The organism is Streptomyces sp. NPDC060366 (genome assembly GCF_042725135.1).
Lineage (GTDB): Bacteria > Actinomycetota > Actinomycetes > Streptomycetales > Streptomycetaceae > Streptomyces.
Genome location: NZ_JBHXDC010000015.1, coordinates 97,625 through 117,652 on the forward strand (window position 1 = coordinate 97,625; position 20,028 = coordinate 117,652).

Genomic DNA, 20,028 nt, shown 5'->3' on the forward strand with positions numbered 1-20,028 from the left:
GATGTAACCGCGAAGCTGGAGGAGATCCACCACCATGGCCAAGACAGAACCACGTCCGGCCGGCACCGACGAACTGCGCGTCTTCGCCCAGCTCCTTGAGGGCCGGAAGCTCGCGGTCGCCGGTGCGGTGGTGATGAGCATGCTCTCCGCCGTCGCCACGCTCATGCTCCCCCTCCAGGTCCGTGATCTGGTGATGGCGCTGGGCCAGGACGAGCGGCCGATCCGCCCGATGCTGGCGATGGCCGGTCTCGCGCTCGGCGCGGGTCTCGCGTCGGCGATCGGCTCCTTCCTGCTCGCCCGCGCCGGTGAGGCGCTGGTCTCCGAGGCGCGGTTCCGGATCGCCGCGCACATCCTGACCCTGCCGCTGCGGCGGGTACGGCGTGAGGGGGCCGGCAATCTGGTCGCCCGTGCCAGCTCCGACAGTTCGCAGCTGCGCTCCGTGGTGGACGTCGGTGTGGCGCAGATCCCCTCGTCCCTCTTCCTGGCGGTCGGCACGCTGATCGCCATGGGGCTGCTGGACTGGGTTCTGCTTCTGGTGGTGCTGGCGACGTTCACCGTCGCGGGTCTCGGCATCTTCGCCTGCGTCCGGGCGATCCGCAGCGGGGTCGAGAGGCAGCAGAACGCCATCGGCGCCATGTCCCAGCAGATGACGGCGGCCGTGCTGTCGCTGCCGACGGTCAAGGCGTTTCTGGCGGAGCGTCAGGTGGCGTCCTCGCTGGGCGACAGTGTCGACGACGCGCGCAAGGCCGCGGTGTCCGTGGCGCGTGTGAGTTCGCTGGTCGGGCCGACGATGCAGTTCGGCCAGCAGTTGTCGATCGTCGCGGTGATGATCGTCAGCGGCGCCCGGCTGGCTTCCGGGGATCTGAACATCGGCGAGTTCGCCGCCTTCATCGTGTATCTGCTCCAACTGGTGTCGCCGCTGACCCTGTTGGTCTCGGGTTTCGCGCGGATGCAGGCCGGTCTGGCCGCGCGGGGCCGTCTCAACAGTGTGCTGATGATCCCGTCGGAGGATCCCGGGCCGGCCACCGCCGTCGAGCCCTCCCCCACGGCGCCGGCGGTGGAGTTCGACCAGGTGACGTACGTGGACGGTGGGCGCACCATCATCCACGAGGCGTCCTTCGCGGCGCCCGCGCGCGGGCTGACGGCGGTCGTCGGACCCTCCGGGGCCGGCAAGACGACGCTGCTCGGACTCACCGAACGTTTCCTGCTGCCGGAGTCGGGCCGGATCTCGGTGTGCGGGCTGCCGGTCGAGCGGTGGCCGCTGAACCAGCTGCGCGGCGAGATCAACTACGTGGACCAGAGTTTCACCCTCGTCGAGGGCACGGTGCGGCAGAACCTTGAGCTCGGGCGGGACGGCGGCGTGCCGGACGCGGAGCTGTGGCAGGCGCTGGACACGCTCGGGCTGCGCGCGGCCGTGGAGGCCCTGCCCGACGGTCTGGACACCGAACTGGGCCGCGCGGAGGACCTGTCGGGCGGTCAGCGGCAGCGGCTGGCGGCTGCCCGCGTACTGCTGCGTGACACCCGCGTCGTCCTGTTCGACGAGCCGACCTCCCAGCTCGACAGCGAGAACGAGGAGCGGTTGCGGGCGCTGATGCGTGAACTGGCGGCCGATCGCTCGGTGATCGCGGTCGCGCACCGTATCTCGACCGTCCAGGACGCGGATCTGATCGTGGTCGTGGACGAGGGGCACATCGTCGACCGGGGTACGCACGAGGAGTTGCTGACGCGTTCGGCGCTCTATCAGGAGTTGGTGCACGGCCAGACGTTGCGCGGAGGCGAGACGCGGCGCGCGGCGGCCGACGCCGTGGCAGACGCCGACACCGGCACCGTGGCCGCGAAGAGCTTCACGAACGACGCCTCGGCGTCGGCTCCGGTCGACCCGGCGGCCACGGCGACCCCCATGGACCCGGCGCTCGCGCCGGAACCCGCCCCCGCTTCCGAACCCGCGCCCGTGGCGGGTTCGGAGGCGGGCGCGGCGGCCCGGTGACCGCCGGGGCGGGTGTGCCCGAACCGGTGGGCATCCGGCGGTTGTTGGTCGTCGGTACGGGGTCGGTGACCGCGGCCCATCTGCCGTTCTGGGCGAGCTGGCTGAAGATGGGGCAGCCCGGGGTGGAGGTGCGGTACGTCCTGACGGGGGCGGCCGGCCGGTTCGTCACCCGGGAGGCGCTGGTGGCCATCGGTGGCTGCGACGTGCTGGAGGACCGCTGGCCCGAGGAGCCGGAGCCGCGTGCCCGTCATGTGGAGCTCGCGCAGTGGCCGGACGCCGTGGTGGTTCTGCCGGCGACGCTCAACTACCTGGCGCGGCTGGCGCTGGGGCTCGGTGACTCGCCGTCGATCCTCGCGCTCCAGTGCACGCGGGCCGCGATCGCGCTGGCGCCCGCGCTGCCGCCGGGTGGCGCGCAGAGCGCGGCGTACGCGGAGCACTCCGCCAAGCTCGCCGGGCGCAGCAACGTGGTCGTCGTCCCGCCCCATCCCGGTCGCAGTACGACCAGCGGCCGGCGCGAGGCGTGGGCACCGGCGTCGTTTCCCGAAGTGCTGGCCGCGGCGGACCGGTTGAGGGCGGAGTTGGCGTCCGAGGAGCCGCGGGCCGAGCAGGAAGACGCATCAGCGGAACAGCGGAAGTAGAGAGCAGAAGGAGACAGAGCATGACCACCGAAGCTCCCCAGCAGACCGAGAGCCGTACCAAGGGCTCGAACAACGGCAGTGCTCCCGGCGGTGCTCCGGGCAGCGGCGCTCCCTCCGGCGGCAGCAGCGCGTACGGCGAGGCGCTGGCCGATGTCTACGACTCGCTCTACCCGACCAGCGGCCCGGCCATCGACTCCATGATCACCTTCCTGGACGAGCTGCGCCCTGCGCCGGCCTCGTTGCTCGAACTGGGTGTCGGTACGGGCCGGTTGGCGATCCCGCTGGCCAAGCACGGGTACCGCGTGCACGGTGTGGACGCCTCCCCCGCGATGCTGGCGAAGCTCCACGAGAACGACCCCACGGGCGGTATCACGAGTTCGGTCGCCGACTTCAGCGCGCTGGTGGTGGAGGAGCGGTACGACCTGGTCCTCACCGCGCTCAACACGTTCTTCATGCTGCCCACGCAGGAGTTGCAGATCAGCTGTCTGCGCGGCATCCACGACGCGCTCGCCGACGGCGGGGCGGCGGTCTTCGAGACGTACAACCCGCAGAACTACCACCGGCTCTCGGAGGCGACGACGCAGATCGGTCATCTGGCCGCGGACGCGCTGCTGTTGGACACGATCCAGGTGAACCGGCAGCTCCAGTCGGCGCTGGTGGTCCACACGATCCTGGGTCCGGGCGGGCTGCGGAAGGTGCCCGAGGTCAGCCGGTACGCGTGGCCCGCGGAGTTCGACGTGATGGCCCGGCTCGCGGGGCTGCGGGTGACCGGCCGCTGGTCGGGCTGGGACCGGAGTCCGCTGTCGGAGCTGACGGAGAAGCACATTGTCGTGGTGGAGCGTCAGAACGCATGACATCCTTGACGGAGTGATGTGTTAACGCAATACTTCAGCGAGTTAACACATCACCGTCGGAAGGTGCGGCACATGACTGCGGCAGCGCTGGAGGTCGACCGCGTACGGAAGAGCTACGGCAAGCGCCGGGCCGTCGACGACATGACCTTCGACATCCGCGCCGGTGAGCTCTTCGGTTTCGTGGGAAGCAACGGGGCGGGCAAGACCACCACGATGCGGATCATCCTCGGAGTCCTCACACCGGACGCCGGGGAGGTCCGCTGGCGCGGCCGTCCCGTCGACTTCGCGGCCCGCAGGCAGTTCGGCTACATGCCGGAGGAGCGTGGCCTGTATCCGCGGATGAAGGTCGGCGAACACCTCAGGTATCTGGGCGAGTTGCACGGCATGTCGAGCGCCGCCGCGCGTAAGGCGGCCGGCCGGTGGATCGAGCGGCTGGAGGTCTCGACGTACGCCTCCGAGGAGGTGCAGAACCTCAGCCTCGGCAACCAGCAGCGCGTCCAGCTCGCCGCCGCTCTGGTGCACGAGCCGAAGGCGCTGGTGCTGGACGAGCCGTTCTCCGGCCTCGACCCGGTGGCGGTGGACGTGATGCGCGACGTGCTCGCGGAGCGGGCCGCCGAAGGCGTGCCGGTCATCTTCTCCAGCCACCAACTCGCCCTCGTGGAGCGGGTCTGTCACCGCGTCGGCATCGTCGGCGGCGGGCGGCTCATCGCCTGCGGCACGGTCCAGGAGCTGAGCGCGAGCGCCGAGCGCCGGCTGCTGGTCGACGCGCCCGGCGCGGGCGAGGGCTGGACGGCGGGGCTGGCCGGCGTCGAGGTCGTCAGCCGCGAGGGCACCCGCACCCGGCTCCGGCTGGCGAAGGGCGCCGACGACCAGCAGGTGCTGCACGCGGCGCTGGCCACCGGGCCGGTGTCCACCTTCGTATCCGAACAACCGCCGCTGACCGAGCTCTACCGCGATCTGGTGACCAGAGACGACGCCGAGGCGGCCACGGCCGGGGCTACGGCGGGAGCGACAGCCACGGCGGGAGCCTCAGCGGCGGCGGGCGCCACCGGCGCGGCGGACACCGAGACGAAGGGCGGCGCACGATGAGCACAGCGGCACGGGCGGACGCGGACGCCGACGCGGACGGGACCCGGAACACGACAGGAGCCGGCACGGACGCGGACACCGACACGGCGGTACGGGACGGCGCGCCGTCCCCCGACGACGGCCCCTCCCCCGATCCGGGCGCCCTGTCCGCGCGCCGCGCGGTCGGTCTGGTCGCCAAGCGCGAGATCAACACCAGGCTGCGGACGAAATCCTTCGTACTGAGCACGCTGGGGCTGGTGCTCGCGCTCGGCGTCTACACCCTGATCATCCTCTTCTCCAAGGAGGGCCCGACCAAGGTCGGTGTCGACCGGGACACCGCCGAGCTGCGCCCGGTGCTCACCGCGGTCGCCGACCGGGCGACCGATTTCGACTTCGAGTTCGTCGCCGTCGACGGCGACGACTCCGAGCGGCTGCTGCGCGACGGGGACGTCGCCGCCGTCATCAGCGGTGACGACGACAACCTCCTGATGTCCGTCGAACGCGAGACGAACGCGGACCTGCTCGCCCTCGTGAACGCCGCGGTGGCCGAGGAGCGCACCACGCGGGAGCTGGAGCGCGCGGGCGTGGACCCGGCGGAGTTCGCGGAGCGCGTGGCGTCGTCGAGCACCGTCGTCAAGACGCTGGAGCCGTCGGGGAACAGCGCGGCCGAGCAGTTCGCGCTGATCCTCTCCTCCACCGGGCTCCTGTACTTCTTCTTCATCATCTACGGGATCATGCTGGCCCAGGGCGTGGTGGAGGAGAAGACCAGCCGCGTGGTGGAGCTGCTGCTCTCCAGCATCCGGCCCTGGCAGCTCCTCGCGGGGAAGCTGATCGGGGTGGCCGTCGTCGGCGTGACCCAGCTCTTCCTGCTGGGCGGGGCCGCGGTCGTGCTCGCCGAGGGCACCGGAGCGATCTCGCTGCCGACCGCCGTGGGCGGGACGCTGGTGACGATGGGCGTCTGGTTCCTGCTCGGCTTCTTCCTCTTCGCCGCCATGCTGGCCGCCGCCGCTGCGCGTGTCTCGCGGCAGGAGGACCTCCAGGCGGTGGTGCAGCCGGTGATGGTGCTCATCACCACGCCGTTCGTACTGGGCATAGCGCTGCTGAGCAAGAACGTCCACGACCCGGTGATCGAGTGGCTCTCGCTCGTACCGCCGCTCAGCCCGATCCTGATGCCTGCTCGCATGCTGCTGGGCATCGCCCCGGTGTGGCAGGTGGCCGTGTCACTGGTGCTGGCGGTGGCGGCGCTGGTGGGGCTGACCCGTATCGCCGGGCGTATGTACGCCAACAGTGTGCTGCGCAGCGGCTCCAGGGTCTCGCTGGCCGAGTCACTGCGACTGCGCTAGGGCCTGTCGTTTGGATCAGGCCGGATCAGGGAGTGGGGTCTGGTGCGTGCGGTCGCAAGGCGGAGGAGGGAGACAACGCGGAGCGTTGGCGACCGACGACAACGCGGCGGGCGTGCGTGCCAGGGACCGCGAGCCCGGCAAGATCCGAACGACAGGCCCTAGACGCACCGAACCCGCTCCACTCCGACCCGAACGGAACCGCGCCACACCGCAACGAACCCATCGCGACGAATCCCCCGCGACGAACCCCACCCCACGAATCACCCCCGCGGCCGATCGACCGACACCCCTGTCCCATATCCCCGGTTTCCCCCACCCCCCACAGCCCGACCCCCCACAACCCCCCACACCCAACCCTCACCTCACACAACGGGAGTACCTCATGAGCACCGCCGTCTGGATCGCCATCGCCATCGCCCTCCTCGTCGCCGTCGTCGCCGGAATCAAGAAGGGCCGGAGCTGACCCCCGCTCGGCCCGCACCACTGACTGAGGGCCGGTGTCTCCGGGTGGCTCCCGGAGACACCGGCCCCTCACCGGTGGGTGCCCGCGGCGCCTGGTGGCGCCCTCAGAAGTCGAGTTCGGCCGATCCGTCACCGCGCCGCAGCGGCGCCACCGCCGACGCGTCGGCGACGACCACGCCCGTGAAGCCGTCGGGCCGGAAGAATCGCCGGGCCGCCTCCGTGACCGCCTCGTGCGGAACCCCGTCCAGCAGCGGCCCCCACCCGTGCAGCCAGTCGGCGCCGACCCCGATGTGCAGCAGATTCGCCAGACCGGAGGCGAGGGAGGCCGGGGAGGACATCGCGGTGGCGACGGAGCCCGTCGCGTAGCTCCTGGCCGCGTCGACCTCCTCCAGCGACGGCGGTTCGGCGGTCATCCGCTCCAACTCCCCCCGGATCACGGCGAGTGCGGGGACGGTGTGCTCGGCTGCGGTGTCGGCCTCGATCATCAGCGTCGAGGCGCCCGGTACGGACTCCATGCCGGAGCCGAGCTGGTACGCGTACCCCTTCTCCTCGCGCAGGTGCGCGACCAGCCGGGAGGCGAAGGACCCGCCGAAGACCAACTGCGCCAGGTGCAGGGCCGGATAGTCCGGGTCCGTGCGCGACAGCGCCGGGGTCGCGAGGCGGATCATGCTCTGTACGGCGCCGGGCCGGTCCACCCACAGCAACGGCCCGCCCACGAACGACGGCGGCGCCTGGGGTACGTCGTCCGGCGCGCCCGCACGCCATGCCCCGAACACATCGGTGACCGCCGCGAGGGCGTCCTCGGGCCGCAGGTCCCCCACCAGGACGAGCTGTGCGCCGGCGGCTCCCAGATGCCGCGCGTGCAGCTCGGCGAGGTCCTCCGGCGTGCAGGCGGCGGCCAGTTGGGGTTCCGGCCGCCGGCGGGCGGCGGCCTCGTCACCGTAACGGCGGCGCAGCAGGGCCTGTTGGGCGACGGCGGCGGGCTGGTGGGAGGAGAGTTCGATACGCCGCGCCAGCCTGGCGCGTTCGGGGGCGACGACGTCCTCCGTGAGGCGGGGCGTGAGGACGGTCTCGGCCAGCAGGGCCAGTACGGCGGGCAGGGAGTCGGCGAGGGTGTGTCCGGTGACGGTGAACCGGTGGGCGTCGGCGACGGCGGTGAGCGTGGCTCCGTGCGTGGCGAGGGCCGTGTCGAAGGCGTCGGCGTCGCGGTGCGCGGTGCCCTGGAGCAGCAGCCCGGCCAGCAGTTGGCGCAGCGCCACCTCGCCGGGTCCGGTGGTGGCGTACGGGACGGTGAGCCGGACCTCGACGAGGGGGACGACGGGGGCCGAACAGAGCACGACCCGCAGCCCGTTGGGGAGCGTGGTGTCGAGGTCGGGCAGCGGCAGCCGCGCGTCGCCTCCGGTCTCCGAGCGGTTCATACCGCCGCCTCTCGCCGTGCGGACGCGGACGCGGTCGCTGTTGCCGACGCCGACGCGGTTGCCGTCTCCGACGCGCGCGGTGCGAAACGTACGACCGCGCGGTGCGAGGAGCGCAGCCGGGCGGCGGCGCGGCTCACCTGTTCGGCGCTCACCTCGCCGCGTACCAGCTCGGGCAGCCGCTCGGTCAACTCGGCCTCGCCGAAGAGCATTTCCCGCAGTCCAAGGAGTTGGGCGCGGGTGCTCGGATCGCCGAGTTCGCGCAGTGCCCCGGCCGCCCAGCGGGCGGTGGTGGCCCGCAGCAGCCCGGCGTCGACCTCGTTCTCGGCCAGGGCCGTCAGGGCGGTGTCCAGCGCGTCGGTGACCCGAGCGGGGTCACCCGCACCGTCCGCGCCTCCAGCACCTTGCGTGCCGTGGCCGGCTCCCCCGTACACGGCGAACAGCGTCAGCAGATCAGGTCCTCTCGTGTCCAGCGGCAGCCCGAACAGCCCGCAGCCCACCGAGAGGCTCGCCACGCCCCTCGGCGCGGCCGGCCCCCGGCGCAGCAAGGCGTGTCTGCCCTGCCCCAGCAGCGCCGCCAGCACCAAGTGCGCGAGATAGTCGGCGCGTTCGGTCATCGGATCGGGCATCCGGTAGCCGATGGCCACGGCGGGCAGTCCGGCGTGCGGGTCGGCGACCGACAGTTGCCGATCCTCGCGGGGCGCCGGTTCGTCACTGTCGGGCGCGGTGACGACGGGGCGGCCCGGCAGACGCTCGAAGTGGCGGCGTACGACGCGCTCCGCCGTCGCGGGGTCGAACGCGCCGGTGAGCGTCACCAGGGCATTTCCGGGACCGTAGTGGTCGGTGAAAAACCGCTCGCACAGTGGGATGTCAATGGCCGCCAGGTCGACTGTCTCCCCGTATCCGTCCCGTGCGTTTTCGGCACGGGTGTGCAGGGCACGTGGCAGAACCCAGGGAAATGCGCCGTAGGGACGATTGCGCACCATGAGACGTATCTCTTCGTCAATGACTGCCGTCTGTGTGCGTAGATTCCGCAAAGAAATACGCGGTGAACGCATTCTGTCCGCTTCAAGAGTGAGCAGCATTTCCAACGCGGAGGCGGGAGCGGCGGCATAATAAACCGTCAGATCCTGTCTGGTCTTGGCGTCTCCGAGACCCCCGGCCCGCTGTACCTGGGGCAGGTATCCGCCGGGTGGAGCCCCGTGGCCACCCTGGATCATGAGATGTTCGAAGAGATGGGCGAGCCCCGTATGCCCCTTGGGCTCAGTCCGGAAACCCACTCCGTAGTGCACCGCGACACCGATTGAGGCGCCGGTGGGATTGGGGGCGAGCAGCACCCGCAGACCGTTGTCCAATACCAGGCGGCGCAGCTGATTTCGGGTCATCCGGGCGAGCATAGACCTGGTCAACTAGCGTCTCAACGGCGCCCGTTGACCGAAAGCGGCCAGTGTCCGAAAGCGGTCAACCCCATTGCCAGCGCGGCACGGGTGGCGGAATGGTGCTGGCACAGCCGGAGAAGTGTTCTCCCAATTACGGATCCGGCTCACCGTTCAATCTCGTAATCGTCCAAGGGAGTTGTCATGAACACCCAGTCCCTGATCAGCGGCTACGCCAGCTACGCCGACGCCGACGAGCTCGTTCCCGCGGTGGACGCCCCCGGCGGCACCATCACCATCACGGTGACCTCGTCGCAGGCGTGCATCTCGGCCGCGTCGGCCATCTCGGCCGTGTCGATCGACAACACCTTCGACCACTCCTGCTGAACCGCGTAACTCTCGGCGATCGCACTCGCACTCGCGGATAGCGACCACCGGCCCAAGTCACCGCTCACTCGTACTTTTCAAGGAGTCGCAATGAACACCCAGTCCCTGATCGCCGGTTACACCAGCTACGCCGACGCCGACGAGCTCGTTCCCGCGGTGGAGGCGCCCGGCGCGACCATCACCGTCACGGTGACCTCTTCCGCGGCGTGCATCTCGGCGGCCTCGGCCATCTCGGCCGTGTCGATCGACAACACCTTCGACCACTCCTGCTGAACCGCGCAACCCGCGCAACCCCCTGAGCACGGCGATCGACGAACAGGGCGGGTGCCCACCGCCGCAATCGGTGGGCACCCGCCCTGCTTCGCTTCACGATAGACGGGGCATCGCGGCCCGGATACGGCCCTGTTGCGCATCCGGCCCGTCCGGTACCGCCCCGCCGTCGTACTCGCCTCGTCCCTCGCGCTCACATCGTCCGTCGTACTCGCTTCGCCCGTGTCACTCGTCCCCGAAGCTCTCGCCGTCCTCGCCGTCCATGCCGGACAGCCCCAGGAGGATCGAGGGCAGCGCCGCGGAGGTCAGCATCAACGTGGTGAGCAGCGCGGGAATCCGCTCGATCACTTCGGGCTCGTTCTGGAAGGCGACCATGACCAGCACGACCAGCATGCCGGCGCCGACCGCGCACTGGTACCCGATGAAGGCGACGCGGTTGCGCACCCCCTGCTCGCGTTCGTCGAGTCCCGCCACCGGCCGTTCGCCCAGGCCGCGGGTCATGGAGCGCAGCATTCCCCACAGCATCAGCCAGACGACGAAGGCCACGAGCCACCAGGAGTCGGAGAAGGCGTTGCCGTCGGAGATCTGGGACAGCACCACCATCGCCACGCTCAGCACGCAGAGCGCGGCCGCCATCGGCCGCAGGGGCCCCCGGGCCACGGAAGTCGTTTCGTCGGAACCTTGTTGCGGGGTCACGAGCGTTCCTCCTTGTTGTACAGCTGGGCGGACAGCGGGACGAAGGGCTTACGACTGAAGATCGCCTCGACCGGAAGACCGAACACGTCGCTGAGCCGGAACGCCAGATCGAGACTCGGGAAGTAGTCACCCCGTTCGATGGCGCCGATGGTCTGCGGGTGCACCTCCACCGAGTTGGCGAGCGCGACCCTGCTGAGACCGCGCTCCGCACGCAGCACTCTCAGCTGGTTGTAGATCGGCGATCCCTCGCGATGACTCACTGGGCTCATACGGAGAAGGTAAGGGAAACACAACATTCCGTCAAGGAATGACAACAGATACAGTCAGCAACAGGCACAGTGAGAAGCACCGCAACAAGCAGAGCAAGAGCAATCGCCACAGCTATCAGGGAAGGTGTGCTGCCTCGTGACCACCGACGCCTCCGACCGGTCCACGCTGCCGAGCATCCTCGTACCGAGCATGCCGGACACCACCGAGACCGTTCGCCCCTACGCCGAGTTGGTGCGCGACGGCGACGCACGCCGCGTGTGGATGGGCCAGTCGCTCAAGGTGGAGACGCACCAGGTGTTCGCGCATCTGGCCGGCGCCGGGGTGCGCGTCCCGGTCGGCACCAGCGTGACCCTGATGCCGCTGCGCCATCCGTACGAGGCGGCCCTCCAGGCCCGCTCGCTGGCCCTGACGACGGGTCACCCGGTGGTGGCGGGCTACGGAGTCGGCGCGCCCGCCTTCGTACGGAGCCTGAACGGGCGGCCGTACGACAGCCCCCGCACGATGGCCGCCGAATACCTGCGTACGGTCCGCTCCCTCCTCGACGGCGAGATCGTCGACCACGCCGGTGACTACCACGCGCTGCGCGGACGCCTGATGCCGATGGAACACCCGCGCGTGGAGGTCGGCGTGGGCGTGCTGCGCCCCAACATGGCGCGCACCGCGGGCGGTGTCGCCGATGTCGCCATCACGTGGATGACCCCGCCCGGTTATGTCGCCGACACCCTGATACCCGCCCTGGACGAGGGCGCCAAGGGCCGGGACTCCCGGTGCCGGGTCGCGACCGTCGTCCATGTCGCGGTCGACCGGCCGAAGCGTGACCCGTACGTCCTCGCGCACACCGCCGCCGCCGGACACCTCTCCGCCGACCACTACACGGACATGCTGCGCCGGGCCGGAGTCGCGGCCGACCCGGCCGACCCGCAGGCCGGAGCCGTCGCCCTGGTGGACAGCGGGACGTACGTGTACGGGTCCGCGGACCACATCGCGGGTGTGCTCGGCGAGTACCGGGACGCCGGGGTCGACGAGGTGATCCTCAACTGCGGTGGCGTGCTGTTCACGGAGGGCCAGGACGCCGCGCTCAAGGACGCGCGGGAGATCGTCGAGGCCGTCCGGCGGCGGGACGGCCGTGGCTGAGTCCCCGCCGGCCGCAGGAGCCCCGGAAGCCGTGCGCGCTGCGGACGCTTCGGCCGACCGGGTCGCGGTCCCCGCGGCGGTACGGCCCGCGGGGGCCGCCCAGGCCGTGACCGTACGGGAGTACGGCACCCGGTATCTGCGGATCACCGTGCGGTACCACGGCGACGCCCGGTTCAGCTGGCAGCGCGTCCCCGGGCCGGCCCACGACCGGCCGCAGACTCCTCCCCCGCCCGCCGCCGGTGCGGCGCTGCGGCGTGTCGACGCCGCCCTCGCGGACGCGGGATCCGGCGCCGGGCGCGGCGCCCGGCTCGCGCTGGGCGAGTGGGACGCGGCGTCCGAGGGCGGCGGCGTGCTGTACCGCGTGCCCGGCGCCGTCTCGGTCGCCCGGCTGCTGCCGTCCGGCGACGACACCGCCTACCGGCTCTCCGTAGGGGCGTTGGCGGACGCGGGCCGGACGCTGCGGCAACTGCACGACGTTCCGTGGGAGTTCGGGGAGCCCCGGCCGCACCACGGCGTGGGGCGGCTGCTGGCCTGGCTCTCGGCGTCCGACGACGCCCCGACGGAGAACGCCACGGACGACGTCCGACTGCGCGCCCTGGCCCGCGAACGGCTCGGCCCCCGTCTGTGGACGCGGCTGACCGACTGGGCCGAGGCCGCCCAAGAACCACCCGGCAGGGGAGGAGAGGTCCTGCTGCACGGTGCGCCGAGCACCGGCTGGCTGGTCCCCTCCCCTGCCGGTGACCACAGCGTCCTGCTCACCGGCGAAGAGGTCACCGGGGGTGACCCGGCGCTCGACCTCGGCTGGGTCCTCGGCGAACTGCACGAACTGCGTTCCGCCGCCACGCGCGGTCTCGGCGCCGCCGGCCAGGGCCCGCCCGTGGACTATCCGGCGGCGGCCCGCGCGCTGCTCGCCGGCTACCTCCGTACGGCGGACGTCACGGCGGACGTCACCGCAGGCGTCACGGCGGACGTCACCGCAGGCGTCACGGCGGGCGTCACGGCGGGCGTCGGCGCGAACCTCCTTACGGAGAAGGCCACGGTCGCCCTCCCGCCGGGGACCGAGCGCGCCGCCACCCTCCGGCTCGCCGTCCACATGCGGGACTTCGCGTCGTTCGTCGGCTGGCACGAGGACCTGCGCCACTACGCCGACCTGCTGGCGGAGACCCTCGACGCGGACGGCGCCCCCACCCTCCGGTGGTAGGCCCCCGCCCCCGGCCCCGCCCCCGGCACCGCCCTCACGCCCCCGCGACGGTGGCGCGCTCCTCCTCGGGCTCCGCCTCGGGCCCGGCCTCGCCGATGAAGCTGCTCCACAGCCGCGCGTACGAGCCGCCGAGTGCCAGCAACTCCCCGTGCGTACCGTCCTCCACGACCCGGCCGTGGTCCAGCACGACCACCCGGTCCGCGCGCGCCGCGGTCGTCAGCCGGTGCGCGACGACGAGCGTCGTCCGCCGCCCCGACAGCCGGTCCGTCGCCTGGTTGACCTGGGCCTCGGAGGCGAGGTCGAGCGCGGCGGTCGCCTCGTCCAGGAGCAGGACGTCCGGGTCGACCAGCTCGGCACGGGCCAGGGCGATCAACTGCCGCTGACCGGCGGAGAGATTACGGCCCCGCTCGGCGACCTCGTGCAGATAGCCGCCGTCCAGCGTGGCGATCATCTCGTGCGCGCCGACCGCGCGGGCCGCCGACTCCACCTCCGCGTCGGTGGCCCCCGGCCGCCCGTAGGCGATGGCGTCGCGCACCGTACCCGCGAAGAGGTACGCCTCCTGCGGTACGACGCCGAGCCGGTGCCGGTACGCGGTCATGTCCAGGTCGCGAAGGTCCGTGCCGTCCGCCGTGACCCGGCCGGACGTCGGGTCGTAGAAGCGGGCGACGAGCTTGACGAGCGTGGACTTGCCCGCGCCCGTCTCGCCGACGAAGGCGACCGTCTGGCCGGCGGGGATACGGAGGTTGATGCCCATGAGGGCGGTCTCCTCCTGGACCGGGGACTTCGCCAGGACGACGGCCTCGTCCGGGTCGCCTGCGCCGCCGCCCTCGGCCAGGCCGCCTTCCAGGTTCCCGTACGCGAAGTGCACATCCTCGAAGGCGATCTCGCCCCGCAGCGACGGCACGTCGAGCGGGGTGGCCGACTCCGCCGTGGACGTGGGTTCACGCAGCAGTTCCTGGATGCGGCCCAGCGAGACGGTGGCCTGCTGGTAGCCGTCGAAGACCTGCGACAGCTGCTGCACCGGCGCGAAGAACAGCTCGATGTACAGGAGGTACGCCACGAGCGCGCCGGTCGTCAGCGTCCCGGCCTCCACCCGGCCCGCGCCGACGATCAGCACGGCCGCCGCGGCCACCGAGGACAGCAGCTGGACGAACGGGAAGTAGACGGAGATCAGCCACTGGCCGCGCACCCGCGCCTGCCGGTAGTGGTCGCTGCGGCCGGCGAACCGCCGCGCGCCGTCCTTCTCGCGGCCGAAGGCCTGGACGATGCGCAGCCCGGACACCGACTCCTGGAGGTCGGCGTTGACGACGCTGATCCGCTCGCGCGCCAGCTCGTACGCCTTGACACTCTTGCGCCGGAAGAAGACGGTGCCGACGATCAGCACGGGCAGGGTCGCGAAGACGACCAGTGCCAGCTCCACGTCGATGACGAGCAGGACGACGAGGATGCCGAAGAAGGTGACGACGGAGACGAAGGCCGTGACGAGTCCGGTCTGGAGAAACGTGGACAGCGCGTCCACATCCGTCGTCATGCGGGTCATGATGCGGCCGGTCAGCTCGCGCTCGTAATAGTCGAGTCCGAGCCGCTGTAGCTGCGCGAAGATCTTCAGGCGCAGCGAGTACAGGACGCGTTCGCCGGTGCGGCCGGTCATCCGTGTCTCGCCGATCTGGGCGATCCACTGGACGAATACGACGACCAGGCCGAGGAGGGACGCGGCCCATACGGCGCCGAGCGCGAGCTGTTCCACGCCTTCGTCGATGCCGTGTCGGATGAGGACGGGCAGCAGCAGGCCCATGCCGGCGTCGACGGCGACGAGGGCGAGGCTGACCGCCAGGGGCGCTCCGAAGCCGCGCAGCAGCCGGCGCAGCCCGTACGACGACTCGGAGCCGACGGCGCGGGCCTCGTCGATCGACGGGACGTCGTCGGCGGGTGGCAACGCCTCGACCTGGGCGAGGAGTTCGGGTGTGGCGCCGGGCGCGGCCGACTCCTCGGCGGGTGCCTCCTCGCGTTCCCACAGGGCGGGGGTGATACCGCGTTCGGCGTCGAACTCGGCGTCCATCTCCTGCTGGACGGTGCGGTCGTCCTCGGCGGCGGTGGAGGCGACGACGGCCGGGGTGTGGCCGGGGGACACGCCGCCGAGTTCGTCCGGGTCGGTGAGCAGGCGCCGGTAGAGGGCGGAGCGTTCCTGGAGTTCGTCGTGGGTGCCGATGTCGGCGAGGCGTCCGTCGTCGAGTACGGCGATCCGGTCGGCGAGGCCGAGGGTGGAGCGGCGGTGGGCGATGAGGAGTGTCGTACGGCCGGCCATGACCGAGCGCAGCGCCTCGTGGATCTCGTGTTCGACGCGGGCGTCGACGGCGGAGGTGGCGTCGTCCAGGAGCAGCAGGCGGGGGTCGGTGAGGATCGCGCGGGCCAGGGCGATGCGCTGGCGCTGGCCGCCGGAGAGGGTCAGGCCCTGTTCGCCGACGGTGGTGTCGTAGCCGGCGGGCAGTTCTGCGATGAAGCGGTCGGCCTGGGCGGCGCGGACGGCGCGTTCGATCTCCTCGTCGGTGGCGTCGGGTTTGCCGTAGGCGATGTTGGCGCGGACGGTGTCGGAGAAGAGGAAGCTGTCTTCCGGTACGAGCCCGATGGCGGCGCGCAGGGAGTCGAGGGTCAGTTCGCGTACGTCGTGGCCGCCGACGAGGACGGCGCCGTGGCTGACGTCGTAGAAGCGCGGCAGGAGCAGCGACACGGTGGACTTGCCGCTGCCGGAGGAGCCGACGACGGCGACGGTCTCGCCGGGGCGGATCTCCAGCGAGAAGCCGTCGAGGACGGTGCGGCCGTCCGCGTAGGAGAACGTCACGTCGTCGAACTCGACGGATGCCTCGGCGTCGGCGGGGAGGTCCTTCGTGCCGTCCTGGATGGACGGTTCGGTGTCGATGAGTTCGAGGACCCGCTCGACGCCGGCGCGTGCCTGCTGGCCGACGGTCAGGACCATGGCGAGCATCCGGACGGGGCCGACGAGCTGCGCGAGGTAGGTGGAGAAGGCGACGAACGTGCCGAGGGTGATCTGGCCGCGGGTGGCGAGCCAGCCGCCGAGCGCGAGCATCGCGACCTGTCCGAGGGCCGGGACGGCCTGGAGGGCGGGTGTGTAGCGGGAGTTCAGCTTGATGGTGCGCAGGCGCCCGGCGAAGAGTTTGCGTCCGGCGGCGCGCAGTTTGCCGGTCTCCTGGTCCTCCTGGCCGAAGCCCTTGACGACGCGTACGCCGGAGACGGATCCGTCGACGACTCCCGCGACGGTCGCGGCCTGTGACTGGGCGTACCAGGTGGCGGGGTGCAGCCGGGTGCGGCTGCGGCGGGCGATGTACCAGAGGGCGGGGGCGACGGCGAGGGCGACGAGGGTCAGGGGCAGCGAGAGCCACGCCATGATCACGAGGGAGATGATGAAGAGCAGGACGTTGCCGATGGTCATCGGCAGCATGAAGAGCAGGCCCTGGATGAGCTGGAGGTCGCTGGTGGCGCGGCCGATGACCTGTCCGGTGGACAGTTCGTCCTGGCGGCGGCCGTCGAGCCCGGCGATGGTGCCGTACATCTCCGTACGGAGGTCGTGCTGGACGTCCAGGGCGAGGCGTCCGCCGTAGTAGCGGCGGATGTATGTCATGACGTAGATGACGAGGGCCGCGGCTATCAGGAGGGTGGTCCAGACGGCGATGGAGCGGGTGCCGGTGCCGATGACGTCGTCGATGACGACTTTGGTGATCAGCGGGACGAGGGCCATGACGGCCATGCCGGCGAGTGAGGAGCCGAGGGCGAGGATCACGTTGCGCCGGTAGCGCCAGGCGTAGCCGACGAGACGGCGGGCCCAGCCCGCCGCCTCCGGATCGCCCGTCGTGCTCTCGCCGGGCTTCGCACGCTCCGGGTCTGTCCGCTCCGCCGCCACTGTTGCCGCCTCCCGTTGCCCTGCCGCTCGTTCCGGTACGCGGGCGTCCCCCGTGGGTCACCTGCCGGATGGCATCAACGCTGCCACGTGCGGATTTCATCCCACCGCAACAAATACCCGTCGCTGGTCCCATGCGCTCGTCGGAAGACCTAGGACTGATGACTGACGACCGGGTCCGCACGGTGGGCCGGGGCGGCCCGGAGGCCGAGGCGGTGCGGCTACTGCGCGGGAAGGTGGGTCGGGGCGAACAGCTTCAGGAGGGCCGGGAGCACCACCACGGACGGGCCGGGGGCCGCCAGCGCCTTCGAGAGGTCCTCACGCAGCGCCTCGGGGGTCGTACGGACCGCGGGGACCCCGAAGGACTCGGCGAGTGCGACGAAGTCGGGGCGGGCCAGCTCGGTGCCGGTGGTCTCGCCGAAGGCATCCGTCATGTACTCGCGCAGGATTCCGTAGCCGCCGTCGTCGATGATCAGCCAGGTGACGGGGAGGCCGTACTGGCGGGCCGTGGCCAGCTCGGCGATCGAGTACATGGCGCCGCCGTCGCCCGAGACCGCGAGGACGGGTTTCGTGACGTCGGCCGCCGCCGCGCCGAGGGCCGCCGGGAAGCCGTAGCCGAGGCCGCCGGCGCCCTGGCCGGAGTGCATCGGGCCGGGCCAGGCCGACCAGGCCCAGTAGGCGAGGATCGTCATGTCCCAGAAGCTGGGGGAGGTGGCGGGCAGCGCCTCTCGTACGGAGGCGAGCACCCGCTGCTCCAGTGCCAGGTCCTGGGCGTCGATCCGGCTGCGTACCTTCGCCAGCACCGTACGGACCGCGTCCCGCGCGGACTCGGTGGCCGCCGGGTCGGTGCGTGCCGTGACCGATTCCAGGAGCGCGGACAGGGCCTCCCGCGCGTCGGCGTGGATGCCGAGCGCCGGGAGGTTGGACTCCAGCTTGCCGAGGTCGGCCTCGATCTGGATCACCCGGCCGCGCGGGCGGAAGGTGTAGTAGTTGGAGGACAGTTCGCCGAGCCCGGAGCCGACGACCAGCACCACGTCGGCGTCCTCCAGGAAGTCGGTGGTGTGCCGGTCCTCCAGCCAGGACTGGAGCGACAGCGGGTGCTCCCAGGGGAACGCGCCCTTGCCGCCGAAGGTGGTGACGACGGGGGCGGCCAGCTTCTCGGCGAGGGCCCGCAGCTTCCCCGCGGCGTCCGCCCGCACGACCCCGCCGCCCGCGATGATCACGGGGCGCTCGGCGTGGGACAGGACGTGGGCCGCCACGGCGATCAGCTCCGGGCGCGGCGGCAGTTCGCGCGGGGTGGCGTCGACGGCGGTGACCGGCGGCAGCGTCGTCTCCTTGAGGAGGACGTCCTGCGGGATCTCGACCCAGACGGGTCCGTGCGGTGCGGTGAGCGCGGACTCCCAGGCCGCCGCGATCGCGGACGGGATCTGGGAGGCCGCACGGACGACGTGGACGGACTTGACGATGTCGCGGAACGAGGCCTGCTGGTCGCGCAGTTCGTGGAGGTAGCCGTGCCTGCCGCCACCGAGGCCCGCCGACGGGATCTGGCTGGAGATCGCGAGCACGGGCGAGGACGCCGCCGCGGCCTCCTGGAGCGCGGCGAGCGAGGTCAGGGCGCCCGGCCCGGTGGACAGCAGCAGGGGCGCGACCTCGCCGGTGACGCGGCCGTAGGCGTCGGCGGCGAATCCGGCGTTGTTCTCCACGCGCAGCCCGACGTACTCCAGGTCGGAGCGGCGCAGGGCGTCGAACATGCCCAGGGCGTGCTGGCCGGGCAGTCCGAAGACGGTGGTGGCTCCGAGGCCGTGCAGTGTCTCGACGACGAGGTCGCCGCCGTTGCGCCCGGGAGGCGGGTTCAGGGCCTGCGCGGTCTGCTCGGGGGTGTAGCGGGGAATCTCGTGGTGGTGGTCGTGTGTCACTTCGCGCGGTCCTCCGCGATCTGGCGGGACATGATCGTGGTCAGCTCGTACGCCGTGTGGGAGGCGGCGACGGACGTGATCTCCGCGTGGTCGTACGCCGGGGCGACCTCGACCACGTCGGCCGAGACGAGGTGGCAGGAAGCCAGTCCCCGGAGGATTTCGAGGAGTTCGCGGGAGGTGAGTCCGCCGGCCTCGGGCGTGCCGGTGCCGGGGGCGTGGGCCGGGTCGAGCACGTCGATGTCGATCGAGATGTACAGCGGGCGGTCCCCGATGCGCTGCCGGAGCTGGTCGGCGACCTCGTCGACGCCGCGCCGCATGACGTCGGCGGAGGTGACGATGCCGAAGCCCATGCGGTGGTCGTCGTCCAGGTCCTTCTTGCCGTAGAGCGGGCCTCGGGTGCCGACGTGCGAGAGCGCCTCGGTGTCGAGGATGCCTTCCTCTACGGCGCGGCGGAACGGGGTGCCGTGGGTGTACTCGGCGCCGAAGTACGTGTCCCAGGTGTCCAGGTGGGCGTCGAAGTGGAGCAGCGCGACCGGGCCGTGCCTCTTGGCGACCGAGCGCAGCAGGGGCAGCGCGATGGTGTGGTCGCCGCCGAGGGTCATCAGGCGCGCGCCGGTGCCGAGCAGGTCGTCGGCCGCCGCCTCGATCGTGTCGACGGCCTCGTTGATGTTGAACGGGTTGGCGGCGATGTCACCGGCGTCGGCGACCTGCGCGAGCGCGAACGGCGACGCCTCCTGTGCGGGGTTGTACGGGCGCAGCAGGCGGGACGCCTCGCGGATCGCGTTGCCGCCGAAGCGGGCGCCGGGCCGGTAGGAGACCCCGCTGTCGAACGGGACGCCGACGACGGCGACGTCGGTGGCCCCGACCTCGTCAAGCCTGGGCAGCCGGGCGAAGGTGGCGGGCCCCGCGAACCGGGGCACGCGGGAGGAGTCGACGGGCCCGCGCGGGCCGTCCTCCCGGTTCTCGGCCGCCGGGGCGCCGGGGGTGTCGGGTCCTGTTGCGCTGCTCATGCTCGTCGAGCCCTTTCGTGGTGCGTGTCGTGGTCCAGCATGCCCCGCGCCACCGACAGCGCCGACAGGGGCGCTGCCGGTGGGCGGG

At 71.7% G+C, this 20,028-nt stretch carries 16 protein-coding genes; 9 read left to right on the forward strand and 7 right to left on the reverse strand.

What is annotated here, in order from left to right:
- Window positions 1-34: 34 nt before the first annotated feature.
- From ACFWHU_RS29460 to ACFWHU_RS29480, 5 genes are all read left to right on the forward strand, one after another.
- A complete protein-coding gene (locus tag ACFWHU_RS29460; RefSeq protein ID WP_387228495.1) occupies window positions 35-1,987 on the forward strand; it encodes an ABC transporter ATP-binding protein in 1,953 nt (650 codons plus the stop codon).
- Window positions 1,984-2,625, forward strand: coding sequence for a flavoprotein (locus ACFWHU_RS29465; protein WP_387228497.1), 642 nt, complete (start codon window positions 1,984-1,986; stop codon window positions 2,623-2,625). Before ACFWHU_RS29460 ends, ACFWHU_RS29465 begins: the two co-directional genes overlap by 4 nt.
- Before the next feature lie 20 nt (window positions 2,626-2,645).
- Window positions 2,646-3,479, forward strand: a complete 834-nt coding sequence (locus ACFWHU_RS29470; protein WP_387228499.1) for a class I SAM-dependent methyltransferase — start codon at window positions 2,646-2,648, stop codon at window positions 3,477-3,479.
- 72 nt (window positions 3,480-3,551) lie between these two features.
- Window positions 3,552-4,568 carry an ABC transporter ATP-binding protein gene (locus ACFWHU_RS29475; protein ID WP_387228501.1) on the forward strand — a complete coding sequence of 339 codons (1,017 nt, stop codon included), beginning with the start codon at window positions 3,552-3,554 and terminating at the stop codon, window positions 4,566-4,568.
- Window positions 4,565-5,890, forward strand: a complete 1,326-nt coding sequence (locus ACFWHU_RS29480) for an ABC transporter permease (RefSeq protein ID WP_387228503.1) — start codon at window positions 4,565-4,567, stop codon at window positions 5,888-5,890. The genes ACFWHU_RS29475 and ACFWHU_RS29480 overlap by 4 nt, the downstream gene beginning before the upstream one ends.
- Window positions 5,891-6,456: 566 nt before the next feature.
- Here the strand turns inward: ACFWHU_RS29480 and ACFWHU_RS29485 are convergent.
- Window positions 6,457-7,770: a M16 family metallopeptidase gene (locus ACFWHU_RS29485; RefSeq protein ID WP_387228505.1), complete on the reverse strand. Its 1,314-nt coding sequence runs from the start codon at window positions 7,768-7,770 to the stop codon at window positions 6,457-6,459.
- Window positions 7,767-9,164 (reverse strand): M16 family metallopeptidase, encoded by a 1,398-nt coding sequence (locus ACFWHU_RS29490; protein ID WP_387228508.1) that lies wholly within the window; start codon window positions 9,162-9,164, stop codon window positions 7,767-7,769. The genes ACFWHU_RS29485 and ACFWHU_RS29490 overlap by 4 nt, the downstream gene beginning before the upstream one ends.
- Before the next feature lie 183 nt (window positions 9,165-9,347).
- Here ACFWHU_RS29490 and ACFWHU_RS29495 point away from each other — a divergent pair, with 183 nt between their 5' ends.
- A complete protein-coding gene (locus ACFWHU_RS29495) occupies window positions 9,348-9,530 on the forward strand; it encodes an LxmA leader domain family RiPP (protein WP_078077250.1) in 183 nt (60 codons plus the stop codon).
- 90 nt (window positions 9,531-9,620) lie between these two features.
- Window positions 9,621-9,803, forward strand: a complete 183-nt coding sequence (locus ACFWHU_RS29500; RefSeq protein WP_385797500.1) for an LxmA leader domain family RiPP — start codon at window positions 9,621-9,623, stop codon at window positions 9,801-9,803.
- Window positions 9,804-10,025: 222 nt separating this feature from the next.
- On the opposite strand, the gene ACFWHU_RS29505 is transcribed toward ACFWHU_RS29500, so the two are convergent.
- Both ACFWHU_RS29505 and ACFWHU_RS29510 read right to left on the reverse strand, forming a co-directional pair.
- Entirely contained in the window at window positions 10,026-10,496 is a 471-nt protein-coding gene (locus tag ACFWHU_RS29505; RefSeq protein ID WP_387228510.1) for a hypothetical protein, read from the reverse strand.
- The gene (locus ACFWHU_RS29510) at window positions 10,493-10,765 is read right to left on the reverse strand and encodes a helix-turn-helix transcriptional regulator (RefSeq protein WP_031231541.1); all 273 of its coding nucleotides are present in this window, start codon (window positions 10,763-10,765) and stop codon (window positions 10,493-10,495) included. The genes ACFWHU_RS29505 and ACFWHU_RS29510 overlap by 4 nt, the downstream gene beginning before the upstream one ends.
- Window positions 10,766-10,901: 136 nt before the next feature.
- On the opposite strand from ACFWHU_RS29510, the gene ACFWHU_RS29515 reads away from it, so the two are divergent.
- A complete protein-coding gene (locus ACFWHU_RS29515) occupies window positions 10,902-11,900 on the forward strand; it encodes an LLM class flavin-dependent oxidoreductase (RefSeq protein WP_381950847.1) in 999 nt (332 codons plus the stop codon).
- Between the two features lie 31 nt (window positions 11,901-11,931).
- A complete protein-coding gene (locus ACFWHU_RS29520; RefSeq protein WP_387228514.1) occupies window positions 11,932-13,101 on the forward strand; it encodes a hypothetical protein in 1,170 nt (389 codons plus the stop codon).
- Between the two features lie 34 nt (window positions 13,102-13,135).
- Here ACFWHU_RS29520 and ACFWHU_RS29525 read toward each other — a convergent pair whose 3' ends face one another.
- The 3 genes from ACFWHU_RS29525 to speB form a co-directional block, all read right to left on the reverse strand.
- Complete coding sequence (locus ACFWHU_RS29525) at window positions 13,136-17,017, reverse strand: ABC transporter ATP-binding protein (protein ID WP_387228516.1); 3,882 nt, start codon at window positions 17,015-17,017, stop codon at window positions 13,136-13,138.
- A gap of 218 nt (window positions 17,018-17,235) precedes the next feature.
- On the reverse strand, window positions 17,236-18,930 hold the full coding sequence (locus tag ACFWHU_RS29530; protein ID WP_387228518.1) for a thiamine pyrophosphate-binding protein: 1,695 nt from the start codon (window positions 18,928-18,930) through the stop codon (window positions 17,236-17,238).
- Window positions 18,927-19,940, reverse strand: coding sequence for an agmatinase (gene speB / locus ACFWHU_RS29535; RefSeq protein WP_385797487.1), 1,014 nt, complete (start codon window positions 19,938-19,940; stop codon window positions 18,927-18,929). The genes ACFWHU_RS29530 and speB overlap by 4 nt, the downstream gene beginning before the upstream one ends.
- Between the last annotated feature and the right edge of the window lie 88 nt (window positions 19,941-20,028).